This window comes from Xylanivirga thermophila (assembly GCF_004138105.1).
In the GTDB taxonomy this organism is placed as follows: domain Bacteria; phylum Bacillota; class Clostridia; order Caldicoprobacterales; family Xylanivirgaceae; genus Xylanivirga; species Xylanivirga thermophila.
The window spans coordinates 66,467-88,249 of record NZ_RXHQ01000001.1 but is presented as its reverse complement, the minus strand read 5'-3'; the positions used below and the strand labels follow the sequence as shown (position 1 = coordinate 88,249).

General features: G+C 37.9%; 24 protein-coding genes. 3 read left to right on the top strand and 21 right to left on the bottom strand.

Translation table 11 applies throughout. The annotated features are described in order from the left end of the window. Window positions 1-59: 59 nt before the first annotated feature. From EJN67_RS00425 to EJN67_RS00375, 11 genes are all read right to left on the bottom strand, one after another. The gene (locus EJN67_RS00425) at window positions 60-1,799 is read right to left on the bottom strand and encodes an NADH-dependent [FeFe] hydrogenase, group A6 (RefSeq protein ID WP_129721322.1); all 1,740 of its coding nucleotides are present in this window, start codon (window positions 1,797-1,799) and stop codon (window positions 60-62) included. Window positions 1,800-1,823: 24 nt separating this feature from the next. Further along, the gene (nuoF, locus tag EJN67_RS00420) at window positions 1,824-3,620 is read right to left on the bottom strand and encodes an NADH-quinone oxidoreductase subunit NuoF (protein ID WP_129721321.1); all 1,797 of its coding nucleotides are present in this window, start codon (window positions 3,618-3,620) and stop codon (window positions 1,824-1,826) included. A gap of 25 nt (window positions 3,621-3,645) precedes the next feature. Beyond that, window positions 3,646-4,017: a (2Fe-2S) ferredoxin domain-containing protein gene (locus EJN67_RS00415; RefSeq protein ID WP_129721320.1), complete on the bottom strand. Its 372-nt coding sequence runs from the start codon at window positions 4,015-4,017 to the stop codon at window positions 3,646-3,648. Next, complete coding sequence (locus EJN67_RS00410; protein ID WP_243641195.1) at window positions 4,014-4,535, bottom strand: ATP-binding protein; 522 nt, start codon at window positions 4,533-4,535, stop codon at window positions 4,014-4,016. Before EJN67_RS00410 ends, EJN67_RS00415 begins: the two co-directional genes overlap by 4 nt. 35 nt (window positions 4,536-4,570) lie before the next feature. Then, entirely contained in the window at window positions 4,571-5,053 is a 483-nt protein-coding gene (gene nuoE / locus EJN67_RS00405) for an NADH-quinone oxidoreductase subunit NuoE (RefSeq protein WP_129721318.1), read from the bottom strand. Window positions 5,054-5,274: 221 nt separating this feature from the next. Continuing rightward, on the bottom strand, window positions 5,275-5,970 hold the full coding sequence (locus EJN67_RS00400) for a PHP domain-containing protein (protein ID WP_129721317.1): 696 nt from the start codon (window positions 5,968-5,970) through the stop codon (window positions 5,275-5,277). 5 nt (window positions 5,971-5,975) lie between these two features. Next, window positions 5,976-6,335: a DRTGG domain-containing protein gene (locus tag EJN67_RS00395; RefSeq protein WP_129721316.1), complete on the bottom strand. Its 360-nt coding sequence runs from the start codon at window positions 6,333-6,335 to the stop codon at window positions 5,976-5,978. Beyond that, complete coding sequence (locus tag EJN67_RS00390; RefSeq protein ID WP_129721315.1) at window positions 6,328-7,674, bottom strand: [Fe-Fe] hydrogenase large subunit C-terminal domain-containing protein; 1,347 nt, start codon at window positions 7,672-7,674, stop codon at window positions 6,328-6,330. The genes EJN67_RS00395 and EJN67_RS00390 overlap by 8 nt, the downstream gene beginning before the upstream one ends. After that, complete coding sequence (locus EJN67_RS00385) at window positions 7,671-8,099, bottom strand: ATP-binding protein (RefSeq protein ID WP_129721314.1); 429 nt, start codon at window positions 8,097-8,099, stop codon at window positions 7,671-7,673. Before EJN67_RS00385 ends, EJN67_RS00390 begins: the two co-directional genes overlap by 4 nt. Window positions 8,100-8,117: 18 nt before the next feature. Further along, on the bottom strand, window positions 8,118-8,456 hold the full coding sequence (locus EJN67_RS00380) for a DRTGG domain-containing protein (RefSeq protein ID WP_129721313.1): 339 nt from the start codon (window positions 8,454-8,456) through the stop codon (window positions 8,118-8,120). Between the two features lie 15 nt (window positions 8,457-8,471). After that, complete coding sequence (locus tag EJN67_RS00375) at window positions 8,472-9,395, bottom strand: SPOR domain-containing protein (protein ID WP_165000656.1); 924 nt, start codon at window positions 9,393-9,395, stop codon at window positions 8,472-8,474. Between the two features lie 114 nt (window positions 9,396-9,509). On the opposite strand from EJN67_RS00375, the gene EJN67_RS00370 reads away from it, so the two are divergent. After that, window positions 9,510-10,262 (top strand): DUF6062 family protein, encoded by a 753-nt coding sequence (locus EJN67_RS00370; protein WP_129721311.1) that lies wholly within the window; start codon window positions 9,510-9,512, stop codon window positions 10,260-10,262. 6 nt (window positions 10,263-10,268) lie between these two features. On the opposite strand, the gene EJN67_RS00365 is transcribed toward EJN67_RS00370, so the two are convergent. Then, entirely contained in the window at window positions 10,269-10,718 is a 450-nt protein-coding gene (locus EJN67_RS00365; RefSeq protein WP_129721310.1) for a deoxycytidylate deaminase, read from the bottom strand. Window positions 10,719-11,008: 290 nt separating this feature from the next. On the opposite strand from EJN67_RS00365, the gene groES reads away from it, so the two are divergent. Further along, window positions 11,009-11,293 (top strand): co-chaperone GroES, encoded by a 285-nt coding sequence (groES, locus tag EJN67_RS00360; protein WP_129721309.1) that lies wholly within the window; start codon window positions 11,009-11,011, stop codon window positions 11,291-11,293. A gap of 31 nt (window positions 11,294-11,324) precedes the next feature. Continuing rightward, window positions 11,325-12,947, top strand: coding sequence for a chaperonin GroEL (gene groL / locus EJN67_RS00355; protein ID WP_129721308.1), 1,623 nt, complete (start codon window positions 11,325-11,327; stop codon window positions 12,945-12,947). Window positions 12,948-12,999: 52 nt separating this feature from the next. Here groL and EJN67_RS00350 read toward each other — a convergent pair whose 3' ends face one another. The 9 genes from EJN67_RS00350 to mtnA form a co-directional block, all read right to left on the bottom strand. Beyond that, window positions 13,000-13,497: a DivIVA domain-containing protein gene (locus EJN67_RS00350; RefSeq protein WP_129721307.1), complete on the bottom strand. Its 498-nt coding sequence runs from the start codon at window positions 13,495-13,497 to the stop codon at window positions 13,000-13,002. Window positions 13,498-13,570: 73 nt separating this feature from the next. Beyond that, window positions 13,571-14,431 (bottom strand): patatin-like phospholipase family protein, encoded by an 861-nt coding sequence (locus EJN67_RS00345; RefSeq protein WP_129721306.1) that lies wholly within the window; start codon window positions 14,429-14,431, stop codon window positions 13,571-13,573. 64 nt (window positions 14,432-14,495) lie between these two features. Next, complete coding sequence (locus tag EJN67_RS00340) at window positions 14,496-15,935, bottom strand: nicotinate phosphoribosyltransferase (protein WP_129721305.1); 1,440 nt, start codon at window positions 15,933-15,935, stop codon at window positions 14,496-14,498. A 225-nt stretch (window positions 15,936-16,160) separates the two neighbouring features. Next, the gene (locus EJN67_RS00335) at window positions 16,161-16,538 is read right to left on the bottom strand and encodes a phage holin family protein (RefSeq protein WP_243641185.1); all 378 of its coding nucleotides are present in this window, start codon (window positions 16,536-16,538) and stop codon (window positions 16,161-16,163) included. A gap of 100 nt (window positions 16,539-16,638) precedes the next feature. Beyond that, entirely contained in the window at window positions 16,639-17,418 is a 780-nt protein-coding gene (lgt, locus tag EJN67_RS00330) for a prolipoprotein diacylglyceryl transferase (protein ID WP_129721304.1), read from the bottom strand. A 16-nt stretch (window positions 17,419-17,434) separates the two neighbouring features. Continuing rightward, window positions 17,435-18,715 (bottom strand): EF-P 5-aminopentanol modification-associated protein YfmH, encoded by a 1,281-nt coding sequence (gene yfmH / locus EJN67_RS00325; protein WP_129721303.1) that lies wholly within the window; start codon window positions 18,713-18,715, stop codon window positions 17,435-17,437. Then, entirely contained in the window at window positions 18,715-20,001 is a 1,287-nt protein-coding gene (yfmF, locus tag EJN67_RS00320; protein ID WP_129721302.1) for an EF-P 5-aminopentanol modification-associated protein YfmF, read from the bottom strand. Before yfmF ends, yfmH begins: the two co-directional genes overlap by 1 nt. 121 nt (window positions 20,002-20,122) lie before the next feature. After that, the gene (locus tag EJN67_RS00315; protein WP_165000655.1) at window positions 20,123-20,665 is read right to left on the bottom strand and encodes a YhcN/YlaJ family sporulation lipoprotein; all 543 of its coding nucleotides are present in this window, start codon (window positions 20,663-20,665) and stop codon (window positions 20,123-20,125) included. Window positions 20,666-20,740: 75 nt separating this feature from the next. After that, window positions 20,741-21,775: an S-methyl-5-thioribose-1-phosphate isomerase gene (mtnA, locus tag EJN67_RS00310; protein ID WP_129721300.1), complete on the bottom strand. Its 1,035-nt coding sequence runs from the start codon at window positions 21,773-21,775 to the stop codon at window positions 20,741-20,743. Window positions 21,776-21,783 lie beyond the last annotated feature (8 nt).

Below are 21,783 nucleotides of genomic sequence, written 5' to 3'. Positions count from 1 at the left end.
ACGCCCGACCTATCACCAGTAAGCGGTTAAAGCCGAGCGTTTCCTCTAAGTTACATCTTTCAATATTTCTTTCTCTCTACATAATGGGTATGCAATAATCCATGAGCCTTATGACTATTAGGCTCACCTAGAAAATCATCATACAATTTTTTTATGGATGGATTTTCATGGGATTTACGTATAGGTAAATTTCTATCCTCTTCATATATGGCAGCTGCCCTTAGTTCTTTAGGATCTACTTCAGCCAACGTCCTAGAATCTACAATAGGCTGACCTCCTCCAGTTACACACCCACCAGGACAACCCATGACCTCTATAAAATCATAGGTCTTATCCCCTGATTTTACCTTTTCAAGCAATGCCTTTGCATTGGCAGTACCATGTGCAACAGCCGCTCTAAGCTTCATATCTCCCAAGTCTATTTCCGTCTCTTTTACCCCTTCTATTCCACGCACATCTTTTATCTCTATATCATCAAGAGGTTTCCCAGTTACCAGCTCGGCTACCGTCCTTATAGCTGCTTCCATAACACCACCAGTAGCACCAAATATAACTGCAGCACCCGTAGAATCGCCTAGCATATCATCAAACTTGTCATCAGGCAGTTTCACAAAATCTATACCAGCCTGCTTTATCATCCTGCCCAGTTCACGGGTAGTTAGCACTACGTCTACATCTGGATATCCACTTGCACTAAGCTCGGGACGCTGTGCCTCGAACTTTTTGGCAGTACATGGCATTACTGATACCACGAATATCTTTTCTGGATCAATATTGTTTTTCTCTGCATAATAGGATTTTATCACTGCACCCATCATTTCATGGGGGGACTTGCAGGTTGATAGATTATCCAAAAATTCAGGATAATAATGCTCACAATATTTTATCCATCCAGGACTACAGGAGGTAATCATAGGCAAGGTACCTCCATTTTTTATCCGCCCTAAAAGCTCAGTGCCCTCTTCCATTATGGTAAGATCCGCTGCAAAATCCGTATCATATACCTTATCAAAGCCCAAACGCTTTAATGCCGATACCATCTTACCCTTTACATTGGTTCCAATAGGCATACCAAACTCTTCGCCTAGGGCTACCCTAACGGCGGGAGCAGTCTGCACTACCACATGAAGATCAGGATCATTTAGTGCATCCCATACCTTTTCCGTTTCATCCTTTTCATGTAGTGCACCTACCGGACAAGCCTCTATACACTGACCACAGTTTATACAAGGCACTTCCGACAAGCTCATATCAAATACCGGGCCTATAGATGTATTAAAACCTCTATCGTTAGCACCTATCACGCCTATACCTTGAACATTGCGACATACTGCTACACAGCGTCTACATAATATGCACTTTTTAGGATCCCTCACAATGGAAGGCGAAAGGTCATCTACTGGTGCCTTTGTCATCTCCCCTTCGTATCTTATATCCTCTATTCCTAATTTTTCAGCTAATTCTTGCAATTCGCAATTTTGATTGCGTACGCAGGTAAGACATTTTTTTTCATGATTTGAGAGTATAAGCTCCAAATTTACACGTCTAGCCTCTCTTACAGCTTTAGAATTAGTCTTTATCTCCATACCGTCAGCTACTGGATATACACAGGAAGCCTGCAAAGATCTTGCGCCCTTTACTTCAACCAAACACATACGGCAAGCACCTATCTCGTTTATATCCTTCAGATAACATAAGGTAGGTATATCTATATTGGCTGCCCTGGCAGCTTCCAAAGCAGTAGATCCCTTAGGAACTTCTACTTGGACTCCGTCTATAGTAACTTTTATCATTTCCATGCTATTTTCACTCCCTTAAATACATTATTTCTTTTCAATTGCGTGGAAAGGACATTTTGTCATACAAGCTCCACATTTTATACACTTTTCCGTATCTATCTTAAATGGACTCTTTCTCTCTCCGCTTATCGCACCTACAGGACAGTTTTTAGCACATAAGCTACAGCCTTTACATTTTTCGGGATCTATTACATATTGAAGAAGTGCCTGACATACACCTGCAGGACATTTTTTATCTCGAATATGCGCTTCATACTCATCTCTAAAATATTTTATGGTACTTAAAACAGGGTTCGGCGCCGTTTGGCCAAGACCGCATAGTGCAGAGGCCTTTATACTCTCTCCAAGAGCCTCTAACTTTTCTATATCCCCTTCTTCGCCTTTTCCACTGGTTATCCTCTCTAGTATCTCAAGCATCCGTTTGGTTCCTATACGACACGGAGGGCACTTACCACATGATTCATCTACCGTAAACTGCAGGAAGAACTTTGCTATATCGACCATGCAGTTATCCTCGTCCATAACAATAAGACCACCTGAGCCCATCATAGAACCTATCTGCATAAGTGAGTCATAGTCTATGGGCGTATCCAAATGTTGTACAGGTATACATCCACCTGAGGGTCCCCCTGTCTGGGCTGCTTTGAACTTCTTCCCATTAGGTATTCCTTCACCAATATCATATATAATCTCCCTCAGTGTAGTACCCATAGGTACCTCTACAAGACCGGTATTATTGATCTTACCACCTAGTGCAAATACCTTGGTCCCCTTACTTTTTTCCGTTCCAATACTTCTAAACCACTCAGGGCCATTTAATATTATCTGAGTAATATTTGCATATGTTTCAACATTATTTAAAAGGGTTGGTTTACCAAATACACCCTTTACCGCTGGAAATGGGGGACGTGGTCTAGGCTCTCCCCTTTTTCCTTCTATTGATCCCATAAGGGCTGTTTCCTCACCACATACAAAAGCACCTGCACCCAATCTTAATTCTATATCAAAACTAAAATCGGTCCCGAATATGTTTTTACCTAAAAGACCATACTCATGGGCCTGATCTATGGCTATGGACAATCTCTTGACTGCAATAGGATACTCAGCCCTTACATATATATATCCCTGATCTGCCCCCACTGCATAACCTGCTATGGTCATAGCTTCTAACACTGCATTAGGATCACCTTCTAGAATACTCCTATCCATAAATGCACCTGGATCCCCTTCGTCTGCATTGCAGCATACATACTTTTTATCGCCTTCGGCCTTTGCAGTAAACTCCCATTTAAGCCCTGTAGGGAAACCTGCTCCACCACGACCCCTTAAACCCGATGCCTTTATAGTCTCTATAACTTCTTCAGGAGTCATCTCAGTCAGTGCCTTGGCTAATGCTTTATACCCATTAAAAGCTATATATTCATCTATATTTTCCGGATCTATAACGCCACAATTATGAAGGGCAATGCGATGTTGCTTTTTATAAAATTGGGCTTCGTTTAATGATTTTATAGCTTCATCATCATGCACAACATCATGATACAAAAGTTTTGTAACGATACGGCCCTTCAATAGATGTTCCGATACTATCTCTGGTACATCCTCTGCCTTTATCCTGCTATAAAATGCCCCTTCAGGATATACTATAACAACAGGTCCTACCTCACATAGGCCAAAACAACCTGTCCTTATTACCTTTACTTCATTTTGTAGACCGTTCTTTTCTAGTTCTTCATTAAAGGCTTCTATAATATGGTCTGAACCTGAAGAATGGCACCCCGTTCCTCCGCAGACCAATACATGCGAACGATATAGTTGCATTTTTTTACCTCCTCACATCCATTGATTATTTCTCACCATAAGCTCCTATTGTATATTCCGAAACTACATTGCCATTTACTATATGCTCCGATACTATTCTGGCAACTTTTTCCGGTGTCATCTTTACATAGGTCACCTTCTCTTCACCAGGTTTATATATTTCTACCATAGGCTCTAATCTGCATACACCTATACATCCTGTCTGTGTGACTGTCACATCTGAAAGATCACGTTTTTTTACCTCTTCAACAAAAGCCATGAGTACTGGCCTTGCCCCTGCTGCAATACCACAAGTACCCATCCCTACGACTACACGAGTCCCTTTACGTTCTTTTCTTAAATTAACAGACTCTAAAGTCTTTTTCCTTATCTCTTCTAATTCCTGTAAGGTTTTCATACTATTGCACCTCCACCGATTTGATTAATTCCCTCTTTTATATATTCTCTTATCCAATCGATCACCTGAGAATTGCATATAGGAACTTCTCCCAACTGTTGTTTAACAGCCCTCGTATCCAGCTCAAACTGTCCACCAGGAGTACTATGGCGATATATAAAGTCTATATATGGATTGCATAATATAAGCGTAGCTACAGTATCCTCCATATCACCAAGGGGTGGACGATCTATGTTTGACAAGCCAAAAACCGCCATTATGGCAGTGCCTTTGCCCTTTTCTGAATAGATATTAAGACACCCGCCAGATAATTCAGCAGCCGCCTTTAAAAGTGGTATTCCCAAGCCTACACGTCTGGTAGTCCTGGTAGTATAGAAAGGATCTATTACCCTATTTATTGTTTCTTTATCCATTCCCATTCCATTGTCCTCAACGCTTACTATAAGTTTATCTGTTTTAATATCCTCTTTTATAGTTATAATTATCAAAGTAGCATTGGCAACAATAGAGTTTTGCACAATATCCAATATGTGAAGCGATATGTCCTGCATGATTATTTATATTTTTGTATTATACCGGCGATGTCCTCAGGTACTAGCCTACCATATACATCGTCATTTACCATCATGACAGGAGCTAAACCACATGCGCCTAAGCACCTTGTAGCATCCAACGTAAATTTTCCATCACTAGTGGTATCTCCCACAGTAATACCCAATACGTTTGTAAGTTCATCTAGTATCTTTTGAGCACCTTTGACATAACAAGCTGTGCCTAGACATACTGCTACACGATATTTACCGCTTGGTTTTAATGTGAATTGGGAGTAAAAGGTAACAACACCGTATATATCAGTGATCGGTATATCAAGACTTTCTGCTATATAGTTTTGCACTTCTAGTGGTATACAGCCAAAAATCTCTTGTGCCTTATGGAGTATCGGCATAAGAGGTCCTTCGCTACCTTTGTACTCTTCGACTACTTTTTGTAGTTCTTCAAATTTTTCCTTGTTTTCAGCTAAAAATGAAGCTGACATGATACATTCCCTCCCTCACACCAAATAGATTTGGTTATCATATAAGAGTGATTTTTGATAAAAAAATCACAAACTATTACCCATATATTTTATCATAAACAATATATTTTGTCATTGTTTTATATAATTAAATTTCTCAACAATATGAATACCTACTTGAATTTATCCTTTGAAGTTTTATATGATTAAAAGATTATTTTAATTTTATAAATATATTTGTGTTATAAACTAGATAAAAGGTCCAATACCGATTTTATAGATTTATCCTGTACCTCTATAAAACTTTGCCTTTCCAATATATGTTCCAAAAAGTGAGCATCTGAAGAGCTAATATGGCGAAAGCCATACAAATTGGAAATATTCTCCGTATTTAAATGGGAAATTTCTAATGTAGTAAAATTTAAATGATCTGGAATAAACCCTAATTGGGAAATAATACTATATGCAGGCCTATCCACATGGGCAGGTACCACTACTCCTCCATATTGTCTAGCAGAGCATACCACATCATCTATCGATAAATTTAATGATGAAAGAAGCATCTCCCGCCTCTCGCCAATTATATTATCATATTTATCCATAATGTACTGGTGTCCAAATATATCAGACTTATTTAATATATTGGAGAAATACCCTTTTATATAACTATCAAATTTCTTAATCCCATCCAACGAATAAAAATAACAGAGAAGATGCACTTCCTCTCTGCTCTGTACCTCCATGCCGGGAATCACCACTATGCTGTCCCCTGCCACCTCCATAACCGCATCCAAATTATCACAGCTATTATGGTCGGTCACTGATATGACGTCCAACCCCTTCAATATAGCCATATTCACTATGTTGTTAGGTGTCATATCATCGTCACCACAAGGAGACAAGGCTGAATGTATATGTAAATCCACCGCTATCTTCATAACATTCACCCCTCTTGTTTAGAACCAACACCAATTGCGTATAATTCCCCAGCCAATTCAAATCCAGTTTTATAAGACGATAGCATTACCACTCCTTCTTCTTCCGCCTTTTCTATTACCTTGCTATTGACATCTATGCCTTCCGGTACAATTATGCACGAGATATCTAGCAGAGTTGCAATAGCCACTATATTCACATGGGTTTGTACGGTAATCCATGCACTACCTTTCTCTGCATGGGCCATTACCCAGCTTAAAAGATCACAGCAGTATCCAGAAGATACATTTCTATGGAGATATTCCCTTCCACATAAAACACTTAACCCAAGTTTATCTACTATAAAATCCACCGTTATATTATTCATTTTGACTTTTTTCCCCCTTAGCATCGTCCCTTTTTCCGGTAGGTATCTTCTCAGCAAGTTCTATCATCTGTCCAGCTAAAACCTTTACCTTTTCCCTTAACTTAAATATACAATCAAGCTCTGAAGCCTCTCCCTGTACTATATCTTCAGCTAGAGTTCTGCAATTTGGTGAACCACATGAACCACAATCAAGCCCTGGAAGTTTATCATATAATCGCTCTATAGCATCCATCTTTCGAATAGCTAGTGCAATATCATCATCCAGTTTCATTATGGATTTAGGAACTATACGTTTTTCCATATGCCATTTTATCGAGTCCCTTATATCCTCCAAATTGTCCGGCGGAAAATACTCATGTTGTAGACCCTTTGATAGCGCCTTTATTCGACTCTTTGCCACAAAACTATTTTCAAATGTGAGAGGGCCGCCTACACACCCGCCTGTACATGCAAGTCCTTCAAAAAAATCTAAATCGGGAAACTTATTGTTTTCGATCTCTTCTAGTACATGTATGACGTTTTGTATACCGTCTACTGCCAAATAGGATTCAATATTAAGTGCAACACTCTCACCAGAAGAATTTGCCCATCCTACTCCAAATGATGATGCAGCCTGAAGTTTTATATCATTATCTGGCTTTTTTATCTGGTTGGATAGAAGTCCATACACCTCAAGTATGGATATGGCACCATCTACAGATGATTTTTCCAAACCTATAGGGCTTTTTATACTAGTCATCTTGGCAGCACATGGAGTTATAAAAAAAGCCCCCACCTCATCATAAGGCACACCATTCTTTTCACAAAATTCTTTTTTTGCAATTTGAGCAGCCACCTCCATGGGAGACTCAATAGGTATTATATTATCTATCAGATCTGGAAACCTTACCTGTATAAGACGCACTATGGCAGGGCAAGCCGATGATATAAGCGGTCTTACAGTAGATGATTTTAGATACTCCTTTACAAAACAAGTTACATAATCAGCACCGCGAGCTACCTCAAACACATCATCAAATCCCATCATTTTAAGGCCATGTAAAACCCTGTTTATATCAGTAAGATTTTTAAACTGACCATATAGAGAAGGAGCAGGAAGGGCAATTTTGTATGGAAATCTGTTTATAGACGATAATGGATCTGTAACCGCTATCTTGGCATGATATGGACATACCCTTATACATTCACCACAGTCAATACAGCGTTCAGGTATGATCCGTGCTTTGCCATCACGTACTCTAATAGCCTCAGTAGGACATCTTTTTATGCAGTTAGTGCATCCCCTGCATTTATCCTTGTCCAATGTAACAGAATGATAATACAATGAAATCACCTTCATAAATTTATCCTAATTTCAACCCTGGTACCTTGACCCGTCTTTGATTTTATACAAAAACTGTCTGCACATCTTTTAATATTTGAAAGTCCCATACCTGCACCAAATCCCAATTCTCTAGCCGACTCAGGTGCAGTAGAATATCCCTCCTGCATTGCCAAATCTATATTTGGTATACCGGGACCTAAGTCGTTAGATAGCAAATGGATTTTATCAGGTGTAACCTGTAAGATGAGCTCGCCACCTATAGAATGTATTACTAGGTTCATTTCCATTTCATATGCAGCTATAGCCATTCGTCTTACTATATCAGATGGCACTCCCAGCTGTCTAAGCAGTTTTTTTATAGCACTGGATGCCTCTCCCGCCAAAGTAAAATTATTCGCTTCAATAGAGTATATTTGCTCTATAACAGGTCTCCCTTCCATATCTGGACACCCTTTCTCCTATCCTCTAAGCCCTGCTTCATATAGCTTCCCACAGGCATCAAATAATGTATATCGAGTACTAAGCAAGGTAATATCACGTTCAATCGCCATATCCAAAATATCCTGGGAAGGTCTTTTACCCCTTACAAAAACTATAGCAGACACATCTAAAACTTCAGCCGTCCTTATCACATGGGGGTTTGTAAGCCCCGTCAAAAGAAGTGTTCCATCCTTTACAAAAGCTAGCACATCACTCATAAGATCTGAGCCACAAGCTGATATAATTTCCTTATCCAAGGTAGTGCCTTCAACTAATATATCTGCATCCAATATTACCTTTATATCTCTGACTTTCAAGGAAGTTCCCCCTTATTACTTGGTTATACCTTGCATATAGCCTTTAAATCTATATACCATATCAATATAAGTATACTTTATTTTAGCACTTATTGCTAGTTTATTTTCAGGTTTCTCAGATAATACATCATCAAAACTTTTAAGACTTTCCTTATATACGTTGGCAAGCCCTGCTAATATGTCATTGTCTGGCTGCATAGAAATATAACTATCTAGTGCCTCCATTTTTTCTGTCATTCCATTCTTCATAGCCTTTATTTTGCTATATGCACTTTCAGATCCTAGCTTATCGCTATCTAGCTGTTTTATTATATCTTCGAGCTCTGTGAGTTTAGGTTGCCACGTGGAAAAAGCAGATTTTAATATATCTACCTTGTCAGCCGATGCTGTTATCTCAATTTTGGCACCTGGATAGGATATAAAATATATCTCACTCTCTACATTTTGCTCCTTCAATTGCATCTTTACCTTTTGAGCATCGGCTTCACTCATAAAGCATACTCCCATAAGCCTGAAATACTTGTCTTCAATAATATAACCTGCACCACCACGCTCTCTTAACTCTTTTGCCCACATCTCGGCATTTTCACGACTGCTAAATGCACCTATCTGTATTGCACTCACAGTTAGGGGTTGTACTTCTATCTGCTCTGTTTTCTGCTCCATCTTTTCTTCCCTTTCCTCAGAATTAGCTGGTCCATCTTTTTTACTCTCATCGTCTATATGTGGGTCTACAACAAGGCTTTGTTCCTTCTCTTTCTTTACATCTATCCCCTTATGCCCATCCCTATTTTCTATTATTGGACTTATGAGTTTACTTAGAAAATTTCCTGCGGCTCCCGCCCCATAGATATAAAATCCTGCACAAACAATTATTATTACTATAAATATGGCATACCCTTTTTTACGTTTTCGCCTTTTTATCCTTGAATACCTCATGTCCACCTCCATATCCACATATATAAAATAAGACTTACCTTTATATATATATGGATATGAATATAAAAATATGTTAAAATCAGATATGCGATTAGCTATTTTAAGGAGGAAGCTATGAAATATCATATAGATACCATTCCCGTATGGGATGCATATAGAGCTGACACAGAATGTCCCTTATGCATACTTAGGCAAAAGGCAGAAAAATCCTATGTAGATTCATTCTTAGGTGGATCTGTAATGGAACCTGATACCCGTATAGAGGTAAATAAAAAGGGTTTTTGTGATAAGCATTTTGAACTTCTATACAATGCACAAAATCGTCTGGGACTTGCCCTTATGACCCATACATACCTAAAGGAGACTATCGATGATTTTGTAAAGCTGTCCAGATCTGCTATGGAGAATAGTCCGGCTAAAAAATCCGGATTAAAGCATCTCCTTAAAAATGCTGGAACTAAATCCCCTAATTCAAATTTATCCAACTGGATTGATAAAAAAAGTGAGAGTTGTATAATATGTGAGCGTCTTGAGCTAACTATGAAGAGGTATGCATATACTATAATATATCTTTGGCAAAATGACGAAAAGTTTAAAGAGACATTCCTAAATTCCAAGGGATTTTGTATGCCACATCTATCTCAAATGATCAATATGGCAAATGAAATACTAAACAATAAAAAGCAAGCCCAATTTATACAGGAAATACTGGAGATACAACAAAAATCCCTATCAAGAATAGAAAAGGAATTAGAATGGTTTACATTAAAATTTGATTTTAGAAACCAGGATAAACCATGGGGCATGTCAAAAGATGCCCTTCCAAGATGTATTCTGAAATTATCCGGTAAATATATTGACGAGTAGAGCACTCTACTCGTCAAACCTTTCTAGTTTTATGCCAACTTCTTTGAATATTTCAATAGCTAATTGATCCGGATATGGCTCTTTATATACTACCCTTTCTATACCGCTATTTATTATAAGCTTAGCGCATATAACACATGGCTGATGGGTACAGTATAAGGTAGCCCCATCAATGGATATGCCCAATTTAGCAGCCTGTACTATGGCATTTTGTTCTGCATGTATAGCATAGCAAAATTCTTGTTTTGTACCAGAGGGAATATTTATTTGACGCCTTAGACATTCCTTCCGTTCTGCACAACTAGGAAATCCTGAAGGCGCCCCATTGTATCCTGTAGTTATTATGCGCTTGTTTTTTACAATAACCGCTCCTATTTTCCTATTTGGCTGATAACAGCTAGACCATCCTGCAATTACATGGGCTAGTTCCATAAAACGCTTGTCCCATTTATCCATAAGCTCTTGCCTCCCTAAAATATTTCCAACATTATTATAGCATACTAAAAAAAATGCTTTCAATAAAATATTGTATAAATTATCCCGATCTATTTTTGCTAGATACATAGAGTAATAAAGAGATAATACGGTATATCCCCCATTATTTGGCCTTTTTGCTTTTATAAGAGGAATTTTAGCATTTGCCATTCGAGTTGGTTTTTTATAAACTATATTTGTAATTAGCACTCAGCGTTGACGAGTGCTAACAAGGCCTATAATATAAAATTTACATAAAGAGGAGGGTTATTATGAATATAAAACCATTAGGTGACAGAGTTGTTATTAAAGCTATTGAAAGCGAGGCAACTACTAAAAGTGGTATAGTATTGCCCGATTCTGCTAAGGAGAAGCCTCAAATGGCTGAAGTATTAGCAGTGGGTCCTGGTGGCAATGTAGATGGCAAAGAAATCAAAATGGAAGTTAAAATCGGAGATAAGGTTATCTATTCTAAATATGCAGGAACAGAAGTTAAATTTGATAATGAAGAATATATTATCGTTCGTCAAAATGACATATTAGCCGTAGTTGAATAAAAAATAGAATACTTTAAGGAGGTATGTAGAAATGGCAAAACAGATGTTATATGATGAAGAAGCCAGAAAAGCGCTAGAACGTGGTATAAATTCTCTAGCTGATACTGTAAAGATAACATTAGGACCTAAAGGTCGTAATGTCGTACTGGATAAAAAATTCGGTTCTCCTCAAATCGTAAACGATGGTGTTACCATCGCAAAGGAAATAGAGCTAGAAGACCCATTTGAGAACATGGGTGCGCAAATAGTTAAGGAAGTAGCTACAAAGACCAATGATGTTGCTGGTGATGGTACTACCACAGCTACACTACTTGCACAAGCTATCGTACGTGAAGGCTTAAAGAACGTAGCTGCAGGTGCAAATCCAATGATGATCAAAAGAGGCATAAAGAATGCTGTGGATGCTGCTGTAGAATCATTAAAAGATCTAAGTAAACCAGTTGAAAATAAATCTGCAATAGCACAGGTTGCATCCGTATCTGCAGACGATACTACCATTGGCCAGCTAATTTCCGATGCCATGGAAAAGGTTGGCAAAGATGGGGTTATCACTGTTGAAGAGTCAAAATCCACCTTGACAGAATTAGAAGTAGTGGAAGGTATGCAGTTTGACAGAGGATATATCTCCCCCTACATGGTAACAGATACTGAAAAAATGGAAGCTATCCTAGATGAACCATATATTCTTATCACCGATAAGAAAGTAAGCAATATTCAGGAACTACTGCCTCTACTTGAGCAGATAGTACAACAGGGTAGAAAACTTCTCATAATTGCAGAAGATGTTGAAGGTGAAGCTCTGGCTACATTGGTTGTAAACAAATTACGTGGTACATTCACCTGTGTTGCTGTAAAGGCTCCAGGATTTGGTGATAGAAGGAAAGAAATGCTACAGGATATCGCCATACTAACAGGTGGCACCGTAATATCCGACGATTTAGGTCTGGATCTAAAAGAGGTTACAATAGATCAGCTAGGTCGTGCTCGTCAAGTTAAAATAGATAAAGAAAATACCACCATCGTACAAGGTGCTGGTGATAATACAGAGATCAAAAATAGAATTGCTTCTATAAAGGCTCAAATAGAAAACACCACTTCCGATTATGACAGAGAGAAACTACAAGAGCGTCTCGCTAAATTAGCAGGTGGTGTTGCAGTAATCAAAGTAGGTGCTGCTACTGAAACCGAGATGAGAGATAGAAAACTCAGAATTGAGGACGCATTAAATGCTACCCGTGCTGCTGTAGAAGAAGGTATCGTACCTGGTGGTGGTGTAGCACTTATAAAAGCTATAGATGCTGTTGCTGCCCTTAAAGCTACAGGCGATGAAATGACCGGTATTAATATCATAAAACGTGCTTTAGAGGAACCACTAAGACAGATTGCTACTAATGCTGGATTAGAAGGCTCCATAATAGTTGAAAAGGTTAAAGCCAATGATGATAAATACTTCGGTTTTGATGCTGCTGCAAGCGAGTTTGGTAACATGGTAGAAAAGGGTATCATCGATCCTACAAAGGTTACCCGTACTGCCCTTGAAAATGCAGCAAGCATAGCTGCCATGATACTTACAACCGAAAGCCTTGTTACAGATATTCCTGAGCCCGAACCGGCTGCGCCAGCAGGTGCTCCAGGAGCAGATATGATGTATTAAACCAGTTAAAAAAAACGGCTGTTTCTCAGCCGTTTTTTTATTATTCACACCCTCACGATACATTCTTTACACGCTTTATATCTCCTTCCACATCAACTTCCTCACCTAATATGGTCTGACTTAACTCCTGAGATATTATATAATTGATCTCCGATTGAAAATTCTCCAATATTATGCATACATTCTGCTCAATTTCAAGCAATTGTTTCCTAATCTCTTTATATCTATCCTGCCATTTTATCCGTTCAAGCTCTAATTTTCGTTCTTCTTCTTCAGCATTTTTGCGGGCATTCATTACAATCTCCCGCCCCTTCTCCTCTGCATTTAACATGGTCTTGGAAATACAACTTTCTTGACGTACGTATTCGTCTAATCTTTCTTCTAAAGTATCCATTTTTTCCTTAAGCATTCTATTCTCTTCATTAAGTTCCATCATCCTATCCAATTTTTTAGATAGTTCTCCCTCATAATCCTCTTTCATATCCTGTATATACTTATCCACATTGGCCTTACTATAGCCAAAAAGTGCGTTTTTAAATAATTTCTTCATTGGAATAACCCCCTTTAACTATATAATGTAGCATAAGAGGGCATAATATTTTGTAGAACAGTGGCGTCGAACTTCAACTTTTTAACGCCCTTTTTATCAAAAATATATTTTCCTTGATACTTTCATATCCAGATTGTATACCCTGCCATATATCATCAATATCATATAATGCTATACTGGGTACATTTGGTGTTATTATGCAACTGGCATCAGTAGTTTTAAGGCTTGTAATATTATAAGCCATTATATCGATCGTCTGAGATGCGATTTCAAATATATTATCCACTTCTGGCCGGGGTTGCCCAGCATATCCTAAATTGATACCCAATATATTTTTAACACCCATTTTCTTTAGAACATCAACCGGAAGATTGTCTGCCACTCCTCCATCAACTAAACACATTCCACTCAGCTTTTTTGGTTTGAATATAACAGGAATGGCTATACTGGCCCTTACTGCCTCTGATAAATTGATATCGGCTATATACCTTGTATTTTTTGTATCTTCAAAACCTTGTTTATTACTTACAAATATAATAGTATTTCCATTATTTATATCAACGGCTGAAATCCCCAATGGGATATTTACCTCACTTATTAGTCTGCCCTCAAACAGCCTATCAAATAATGCTTCTAGATCATTACCTTTGATAATACCGTCCAAATCATTTTCCTTTTTTCTAACAAATTGCCACAGTGCCTTTAATATGCCAATACAATCGGGATCTATAAAATCGCTTCCATCTGTCATGAGGGCTAATAGTTCCATCTCCTCTGGCGAATAGCCACAAGCATACAAAGCCGCAACCACAGCACCGGCACTAGCCCCAGATATGAAAGAAGGATACATATTATAATCATGCAAAGCCTTTAATACTCCTACATGGGCTACTCCTTTCAGCCCTCCCCCTGATAAAGCTAAACCAAATGACATAATAATCCCCCCTTAACAATATATTAACGCAAAAAAAAAGAGTGATAAAATCACCCTTTTATGATTATTTTTCTTTATATGCATGTTCTTTTAATAATCTTTGCTTAAGGTCATATAGTTTCTGAGATAAATCAACTTTGTAGGAGTGTGGATTTCTTAACCTCTTATATTCTTCCCAAAGGGTATCCATCTCTCCCTTAGCATATGCTTGTATATCCATAATCTTTGGACATTCATATACCCTTTTACCATCTACAAAAACCGGTACAAGGAGCTCCCGCACTTTAAAATTTCTAAGGGTCATGCGCTTCCATGTTTCAACCGGATCAAATATGGTAATAGGCTTGTTTTCATCTATGTTCTCCTCGCCAAGCATAATAAGATCTGCTATGGCCTTGCCATTTGTCTTGTTATAAAACCTTACCACTTTTTTGTAACCTGGGTTGGTTATCTTCCAGGAATTTTCCGATATCTTAATCTTAGGTATAAGTTTACCATCTTCCTCTTTAGCAGACAGCTTGTAAACACCGCCTAGAGCAGGGTTATCCTTACTGGTAATAAGGGCTGTACCTACACCCCATGAGTCCACTTGGACACCCTGTGCCTTTAAATCCCATATGATCTCTTCATCTAGATCTCCGGAGGCTACAATATTAGCATTTGGAAATCCTGCTTCATCCAGCATCTCCCTGGCCTTTTTACTAAGATATGCTATATCACCCGAATCTAAACGTATACCTAAAGGTTCATAACCCTTTTCCCTTAGTTCCTTAAACACCTCTATGGCATTGGGTACTCCACTCTCTAGTGTATTATATGTATCCACTAACAGTAGACAACTATCAGGAAATGCATCTGCATAGGCTCTAAAAGCCGACAATTCATCTGGAAAACTCATTATCCAACTATGTGCATGGGTGCCGCTTACCGGCACATCAAACATCTGCCCTGCTAGTACATTAGAGGTAGATGCACATCCACCTATCATGGCAGCTCTAGCCCCGTAAAGACCTGCATCCGGTCCCTGAGCCCTTCTTAAACCGAATTCCATTATAGCGCCTCCTTGGGCTGCATGAACTACTCTACTGGCCTTAGTTGCAATAAGAGTTTGATGATTTATTATATTTAACATAGGAGTTTCAATAAGCTGAGCCTGGAATATGGGGGCCTTTACCCTTATAATAGGCTCATATGGGAATACCACAGTTCCCTCAGGTACAGCATATATCTCACCTGTAAATTTAAATTCTCTTAACATTTCCAAAAAACCTTCATCAAACAGATTAAGACTTCTTAGATATGCTATATCCTCTTCAGAAAAATGCAAATCATCAATAAGCTCTATGACCTGCTCCAAACCTGCTGCTATGGCATAGCTGTTTTCCCAGGCCGTTTTTCTGAAAAATAGATCAAACACTACTGTGTCATTAGCCTTACCGGTTTTATAGTATCCATACATCATAGTCAGCTGATACAAATCGGTAAGCATAGTTAAATTTCTCATTTTCTTCTCGTCTCCCTGTAAAACATGTTTTAGTATATTATACTACCACATCCATTTTTAATCCAGCCTATAGTTTTATATCTTTAATTCATAATATTCGATTATATTGGTATAAAACTTACGTCCGCTTAAATGATAATAGCAAGACACTTAGCAAATCAACGAAAGAATATGCATATAAAATAGGGGGCATTTTAAAATGCCCCCTATTTTATAATAACAGCTTTATACCACATCCACCGGAAGTATGGCATCTATTATCCCTATTATAAGCGCTGCTACTATGGCACCAAATATATTGATACTCATTCCTGGAACTATAAACTGTGAAATATAGATAATAACAGCTGAAATAATAAACCCTGATAATCCCCTGCCAAATGGCGCTGCATCAATCTTAAACAGTTTTTGAACTATATAGTCTAGTGCAGCTATTACCAAAGCGGCAAGAAGTGCAGTACCAAATCCCATATTTTTAAATCCAGGTGTCAGAAATGCAGTAACCATAAGTACTATGGCAGATACTACAAATCTTATTATAAACCCTATCCAGCCTGTCTTCTTTCCTTGACCTTCATCATCTCTTTGAATATTATCAGCCACTTTATACACCCCTTTCAAAACTCAAATATATAGCAGTGTTATTTTACCCTTGTCATCGATTTTTAATGCTGTTATTTTATACAGTGACTGATAATATTTTCTAATTTTGATTAATTTTTTTTCTACGAATAAATGCAAACCATATCAGACCAAATATTATAAGCAGGCCGCTTAAAACTTGGGATACCCTAAATGGACCCCAATATAGACTATCAGTTCTAAGTCCCTCTATAACCACCCTGCCACATGAATATAGTATAAGATATAGTACAAATATCTCTCCAGATGCCTTGCGTTTTTTCCTATATAGCATAAGTATTATAAACACTATGAGATCCCACATAGATTCATAAAAAAACGTAGCCATATGCCATTGCTGATTGGCTTCAATAAATACAGCAGCAGGAAACCACTGCCATTTAGGATTGGTAATGGCGTATCCATAGGCCTCCTGGTTGAAGAAATTCCCCCAGCGACCTATACACTGGCCTAATATAAGACTGGGTGTACACATATCCAATATATCCTGAAAAGGCACTTTACGCCATTTTGAGAAGATGATAGCGGCTATAACGCCTCCTATTACTGCCCCATATATGGCAATACCACCTTCCCATATCTTAAATACATCAACTGGATGATCTTTGTAGACATCCCATTCAAATGCCACATAATATATCCTAGCACATACTATAGAAACTGGTATGGCAAGGAGGCAAAAATCTATTATGAGCTCTGGATCATAATCCAATTTCTTTGCATAGTCCATCGCAAGATACATGCCTATCAGGACTGCAGAGGCTATTAATATACCATACCAGTAAATAGGACGTCCAAACAGATTAAAAGCAACAGGGTTTATGGAAGCTATAAAATTCATACTATTCATCTCCAATTTATGGTTTAATTATGGATACGGTGCTTCTATTAATATCAAAAAGATTGTTAAAGGCATCTATCACTTGATCATAGCTTACATCATTTAATTTTTGCAAATAGTCAAATATCATTATATCCTTGAATATAAGGGAACTAAAAATATATCCTATCACCTCTATATAGTTGAAATTCCTTATAAACTCACCTAATTTCTTCTTCTTTATTCGTTCAAAATATGCCCTTTCAAAAGGTTTTTCCCTTATACTCCTTATCCCATCAAATATAGTATCTACTACTTTGTCAGGATTTGAGGTTTCACCAGTCATCATGGCATAGCAATAATCCCTCTCAGCAGTATAATCTGCGCCAAAGGAACCATCTATAAGCCCCTCTTCATATAATCTTGTATACAGATCCGAACTAGGACCTGCCAACATATCAATAACTAATTCGCTAAGCACTATTCTTTCGAGCAGCTTATCACCTTCTCCCACAGGCTTGTCTTTAAAGCCCAATGCAAACAAAGGTCTAGACACAGCCAACTTCTCTTCTATTCTATTTCGCGTTACATTCTCCGGTTCATCCGGATATATGCGATCTATCTTGCCTTGTTTTGATCTATTATCTTTATTAAATTTACTCTCTAATTGATTCCAAACCCTATCGGGGTCTATATCCCCTATTATAAAGAGCACCATATTTGAAGGATGATAGAATGTGTTATAGCATTTATATAGAAGTTCCTTATCTATTTGCATTATTGAATCTACAGTCCCTGCAATATCATTGCGTACGGGATGATTTTGGTACATTCCTCCCAGAAGGTTGAAAAATACTCTCCAATTTGGATCATCTTCATACATCTTTATCTCTTGAGCTATTATGCCCTTCTCTTTTTCTACATTTTGGTCAGTAAAATATGGGCGCCCTACAAAACCCGTAAGTATATCCAGGCATTCATAAAAATTATCCGTTGAAGTAAAGTGGTAAGCCGTCATATTAAAATTAGTAAAGGCATTAGGTTGTGCACCTAATTTTGCATAGCTTTCAAATACATTGCCATCTTCTTCTTCAAATAGTTTGTGCTCTAAAAAATGGGCTATACCGTCGGGTACAGTAGTAGCCTGTGCCTCACCAGGAACTACAAACTTAGTATCATTAGAGCCATAATTAGTGGCATACATGGCAAACTGTTTATTATACCCTGGTTTTGGAAATATATATACATCCAGTCCATTATCCATCTGTCTGTATAATATTTTTTCCTTAAGCAATGTACTTTTTATCTCTCTAGTCATTATTTTAGCACCCCTTTTCCTTTTCCAGTTAGAAAATATACAGTATCTAGTTTTACCCGCTTTGAGACATCTACCACGTTTTCAATGGTTACCTCTTGTATATTTTCTATATATTCATCCAATAAGATATCACGCTCACCTACTATATTACGTAGATAATAGTCAATAAGTTGTCCTGGCTGATCTTGAATACCTTTTATGGATGTTATTATGGCATTCTTGGCACTATCAAGCTCCATTTGAGATATGTTACCATTTTTCATCTCCTCAACCTGCTTTAATATTATATCAAGGGTAGCATTATACTTATCCATCTCTATACCTGAACCTACCAGCATAAGGCCCTTTAAAGACTCCAACCGTGCAAATGCATAATATGCTAAGCTAGCCTTCTCCCTTACATTCAAAAACAGTTTTGAATGTGGGCCTCCTCCTAATATACTGGTATATACCACAAGTGGAAAATGCTCCTTTTCAGCAAAAGAAGTATTTACTCTAAATCCCATATTAAGCTTGCCCTGGGAGACATCCAATTCCTCAGTCATATAATTAGGTGTTATACCTATTTTCTTTATGCTAGTCTTTGGAATATTCTTTATTGAACGTCTCTCAATATTTAGGCTGTTTTTTATAAGGGCTATTATCTTTTCCCTATCAACATTGCCTACCACAAATATATCTAGTGGACTCCGAGAAATTATATCCTTATACACATCATACAAATTTGAACTATCTATATCTTTAAGATCGTTTACACTGCCGAAGGTATAGCGACTATACTTTTCGTCCTTACACATAATCTGTACACAACGTTCCATGCTGTATAGCATCTTATCATTTATAATAGCTTGTATCCTGTTTTTCAAATTTTCCTTTTCTTGCTCCACATAACTCTTCTTAAATGCACCATTCTCCAATACAGGTTTTGTAATGACCCTGTTTAAAAAATGAAATGCCTGTGCAAGTACTGCAGTTTGCTCATCTGGCAGATAGTTGTCATTAATTACTTCCATGGAAAATCTTAATATTTGTCTTTCACCCTTTTTTTGTACACCTACATTAAAAATCGCACCATATTGTCCTTCAAGGTAACTCTCAATATCCTTCATGGTCTCCAAACCCTCACAGCCCCTCTTTAAAACTGCAGGTATCAATGCGTTATAGGTATACATATTATCTAAATCACAGTGGAAACAATAGCTTATATCCACTGTTTTAAACTTCTCGGATGGTATTATATATACATCTATACCATCACCCAAGCCTATTTTTTCAATCTGGATCATTTATTCTACCTCCTCATTCCTAATTGGCAAACTTTAGTCTGGATAATAATATTATTCTATATATACACCAAAAATCCTTTAAAAAAACCTTAAAATATAGGGCCCATGAAAGGGCCCTATATTATTTAGGTTGTATCCTGTTTAAAAGTTCATTCATTTCCTTTGCAAACCCGGAGATGGGCTTACCTTTACCTATATCAGTCAACATATCCTCCAGCCTTTTTACTACATCTGGATCTGCACTTACTACTACCCTATCTATTTTCTTATCCGTATTCTTAACAACCTTATCTACCTGATCTTTTATATCATCCGTCGTCTTACCTTTATACTGCTTATTAAATTGTACACCTACCATGGCAGTATTACCGGTTATTACACAGGTTGAACTCTCTATTTCCTTTAAAGAAGCTACCTTATCCGCTATCTTGTTTGCTCTATCCATGTAACTTTTATTATCCGTAGTAGCCTTTGGCGTTGTTTTAGGTGTTGTTGTTTTAGGGGTAGTTACCCTTGGAGTAGTAGGCGGCGTAACTCTGGTTTGCTTAGGCGTTTGATTTGGTGTCGTTTGGGGGCTAGGTCTTCTATTGGCTTTACACCCTGACACAACAAATATGACAATTAACAAAAAAACAATGGCCAGGTTACATTTTCTACGTTTCACGATTATCACCTCCCTATAATATTATCCCTCTTATATTATCCTTCATGCAAAAAAAATAATGCTTATTGCTAAGCATTATTTTTTACCAACTTTTTGTAAATTTTTATTATATGGAGGATATATTACACCTTCCTCAGTTATTATACCTGTTATATACTTGTTTGGCGTAACATCAAAAGCAGGGTTCATTACCTTTACACCTTCCGGAGCTATTGGCACTCCACATATATGGGTTACCTCCATGCTAGATCTCTCCTCTATAGGGATATCATCTCCCGCCTTTATATCAAGATCCAATGTAGATATGGGTGCTGCCACATAAAACGGAATATTATTTTCTTTAGCAAGTACAGCTACGCTGTATGTGCCTATCTTATTAGCCACATCTCCATTTGCGGCTATCCTGTCTGCCCCAACTATAACCGCATTTATGAGTCCTTTTTTCATTACATATCCAGCCATATTATCAGTAATAAGGGTAACAGGGATATTATCTTCCATAAGCTCCCATGCAGTAAGCCTTGCACCCTGCAGATATGGCCTTGTCTCGTCTGCAAATACCGATATATTTTTGCCTTCTTCTACTGCTGCCCTTATAACTCCCAATGCAGTACCATAGTCTACAGTAGCTAGTGCGCCTGCATTGCAATGGGTAAGTACTGTATCCCCATCCTTAAGCAGCTGAGCTCCATAATGCCCCATACACCTATTGGTATCTATATCTTCCCTTGCCATCCTGTTAGCCTCTTCCTCTAATACGATTTTTATAGAGGTTATATCCTTATCCCTTACCTCATCTGCCCTGTTTAATATACGGTCTACAGCCCAAAAAAGGTTTACGGCAGTCGGACGGGTGCCCTTTATCACATCACCCACATCGTTAAGATAATCAAAAAACGCTTCCTTATCATCACCATCATATTCAAAAGCTCCTAACACCATACCATATGCTGCAGTAACACCTATGGCAGGTGCCCCCCGAACATTCATTTCCTTTATTGCCTTTGCCACATCCTTGTATGTTTTACATTCAATTATGACCTTCTGCCTAGGCAATAAGGTCTGATCTATAAGAAAAAGTGCATTTTCACGCCATTTTAATGTATCCATCTATCTCC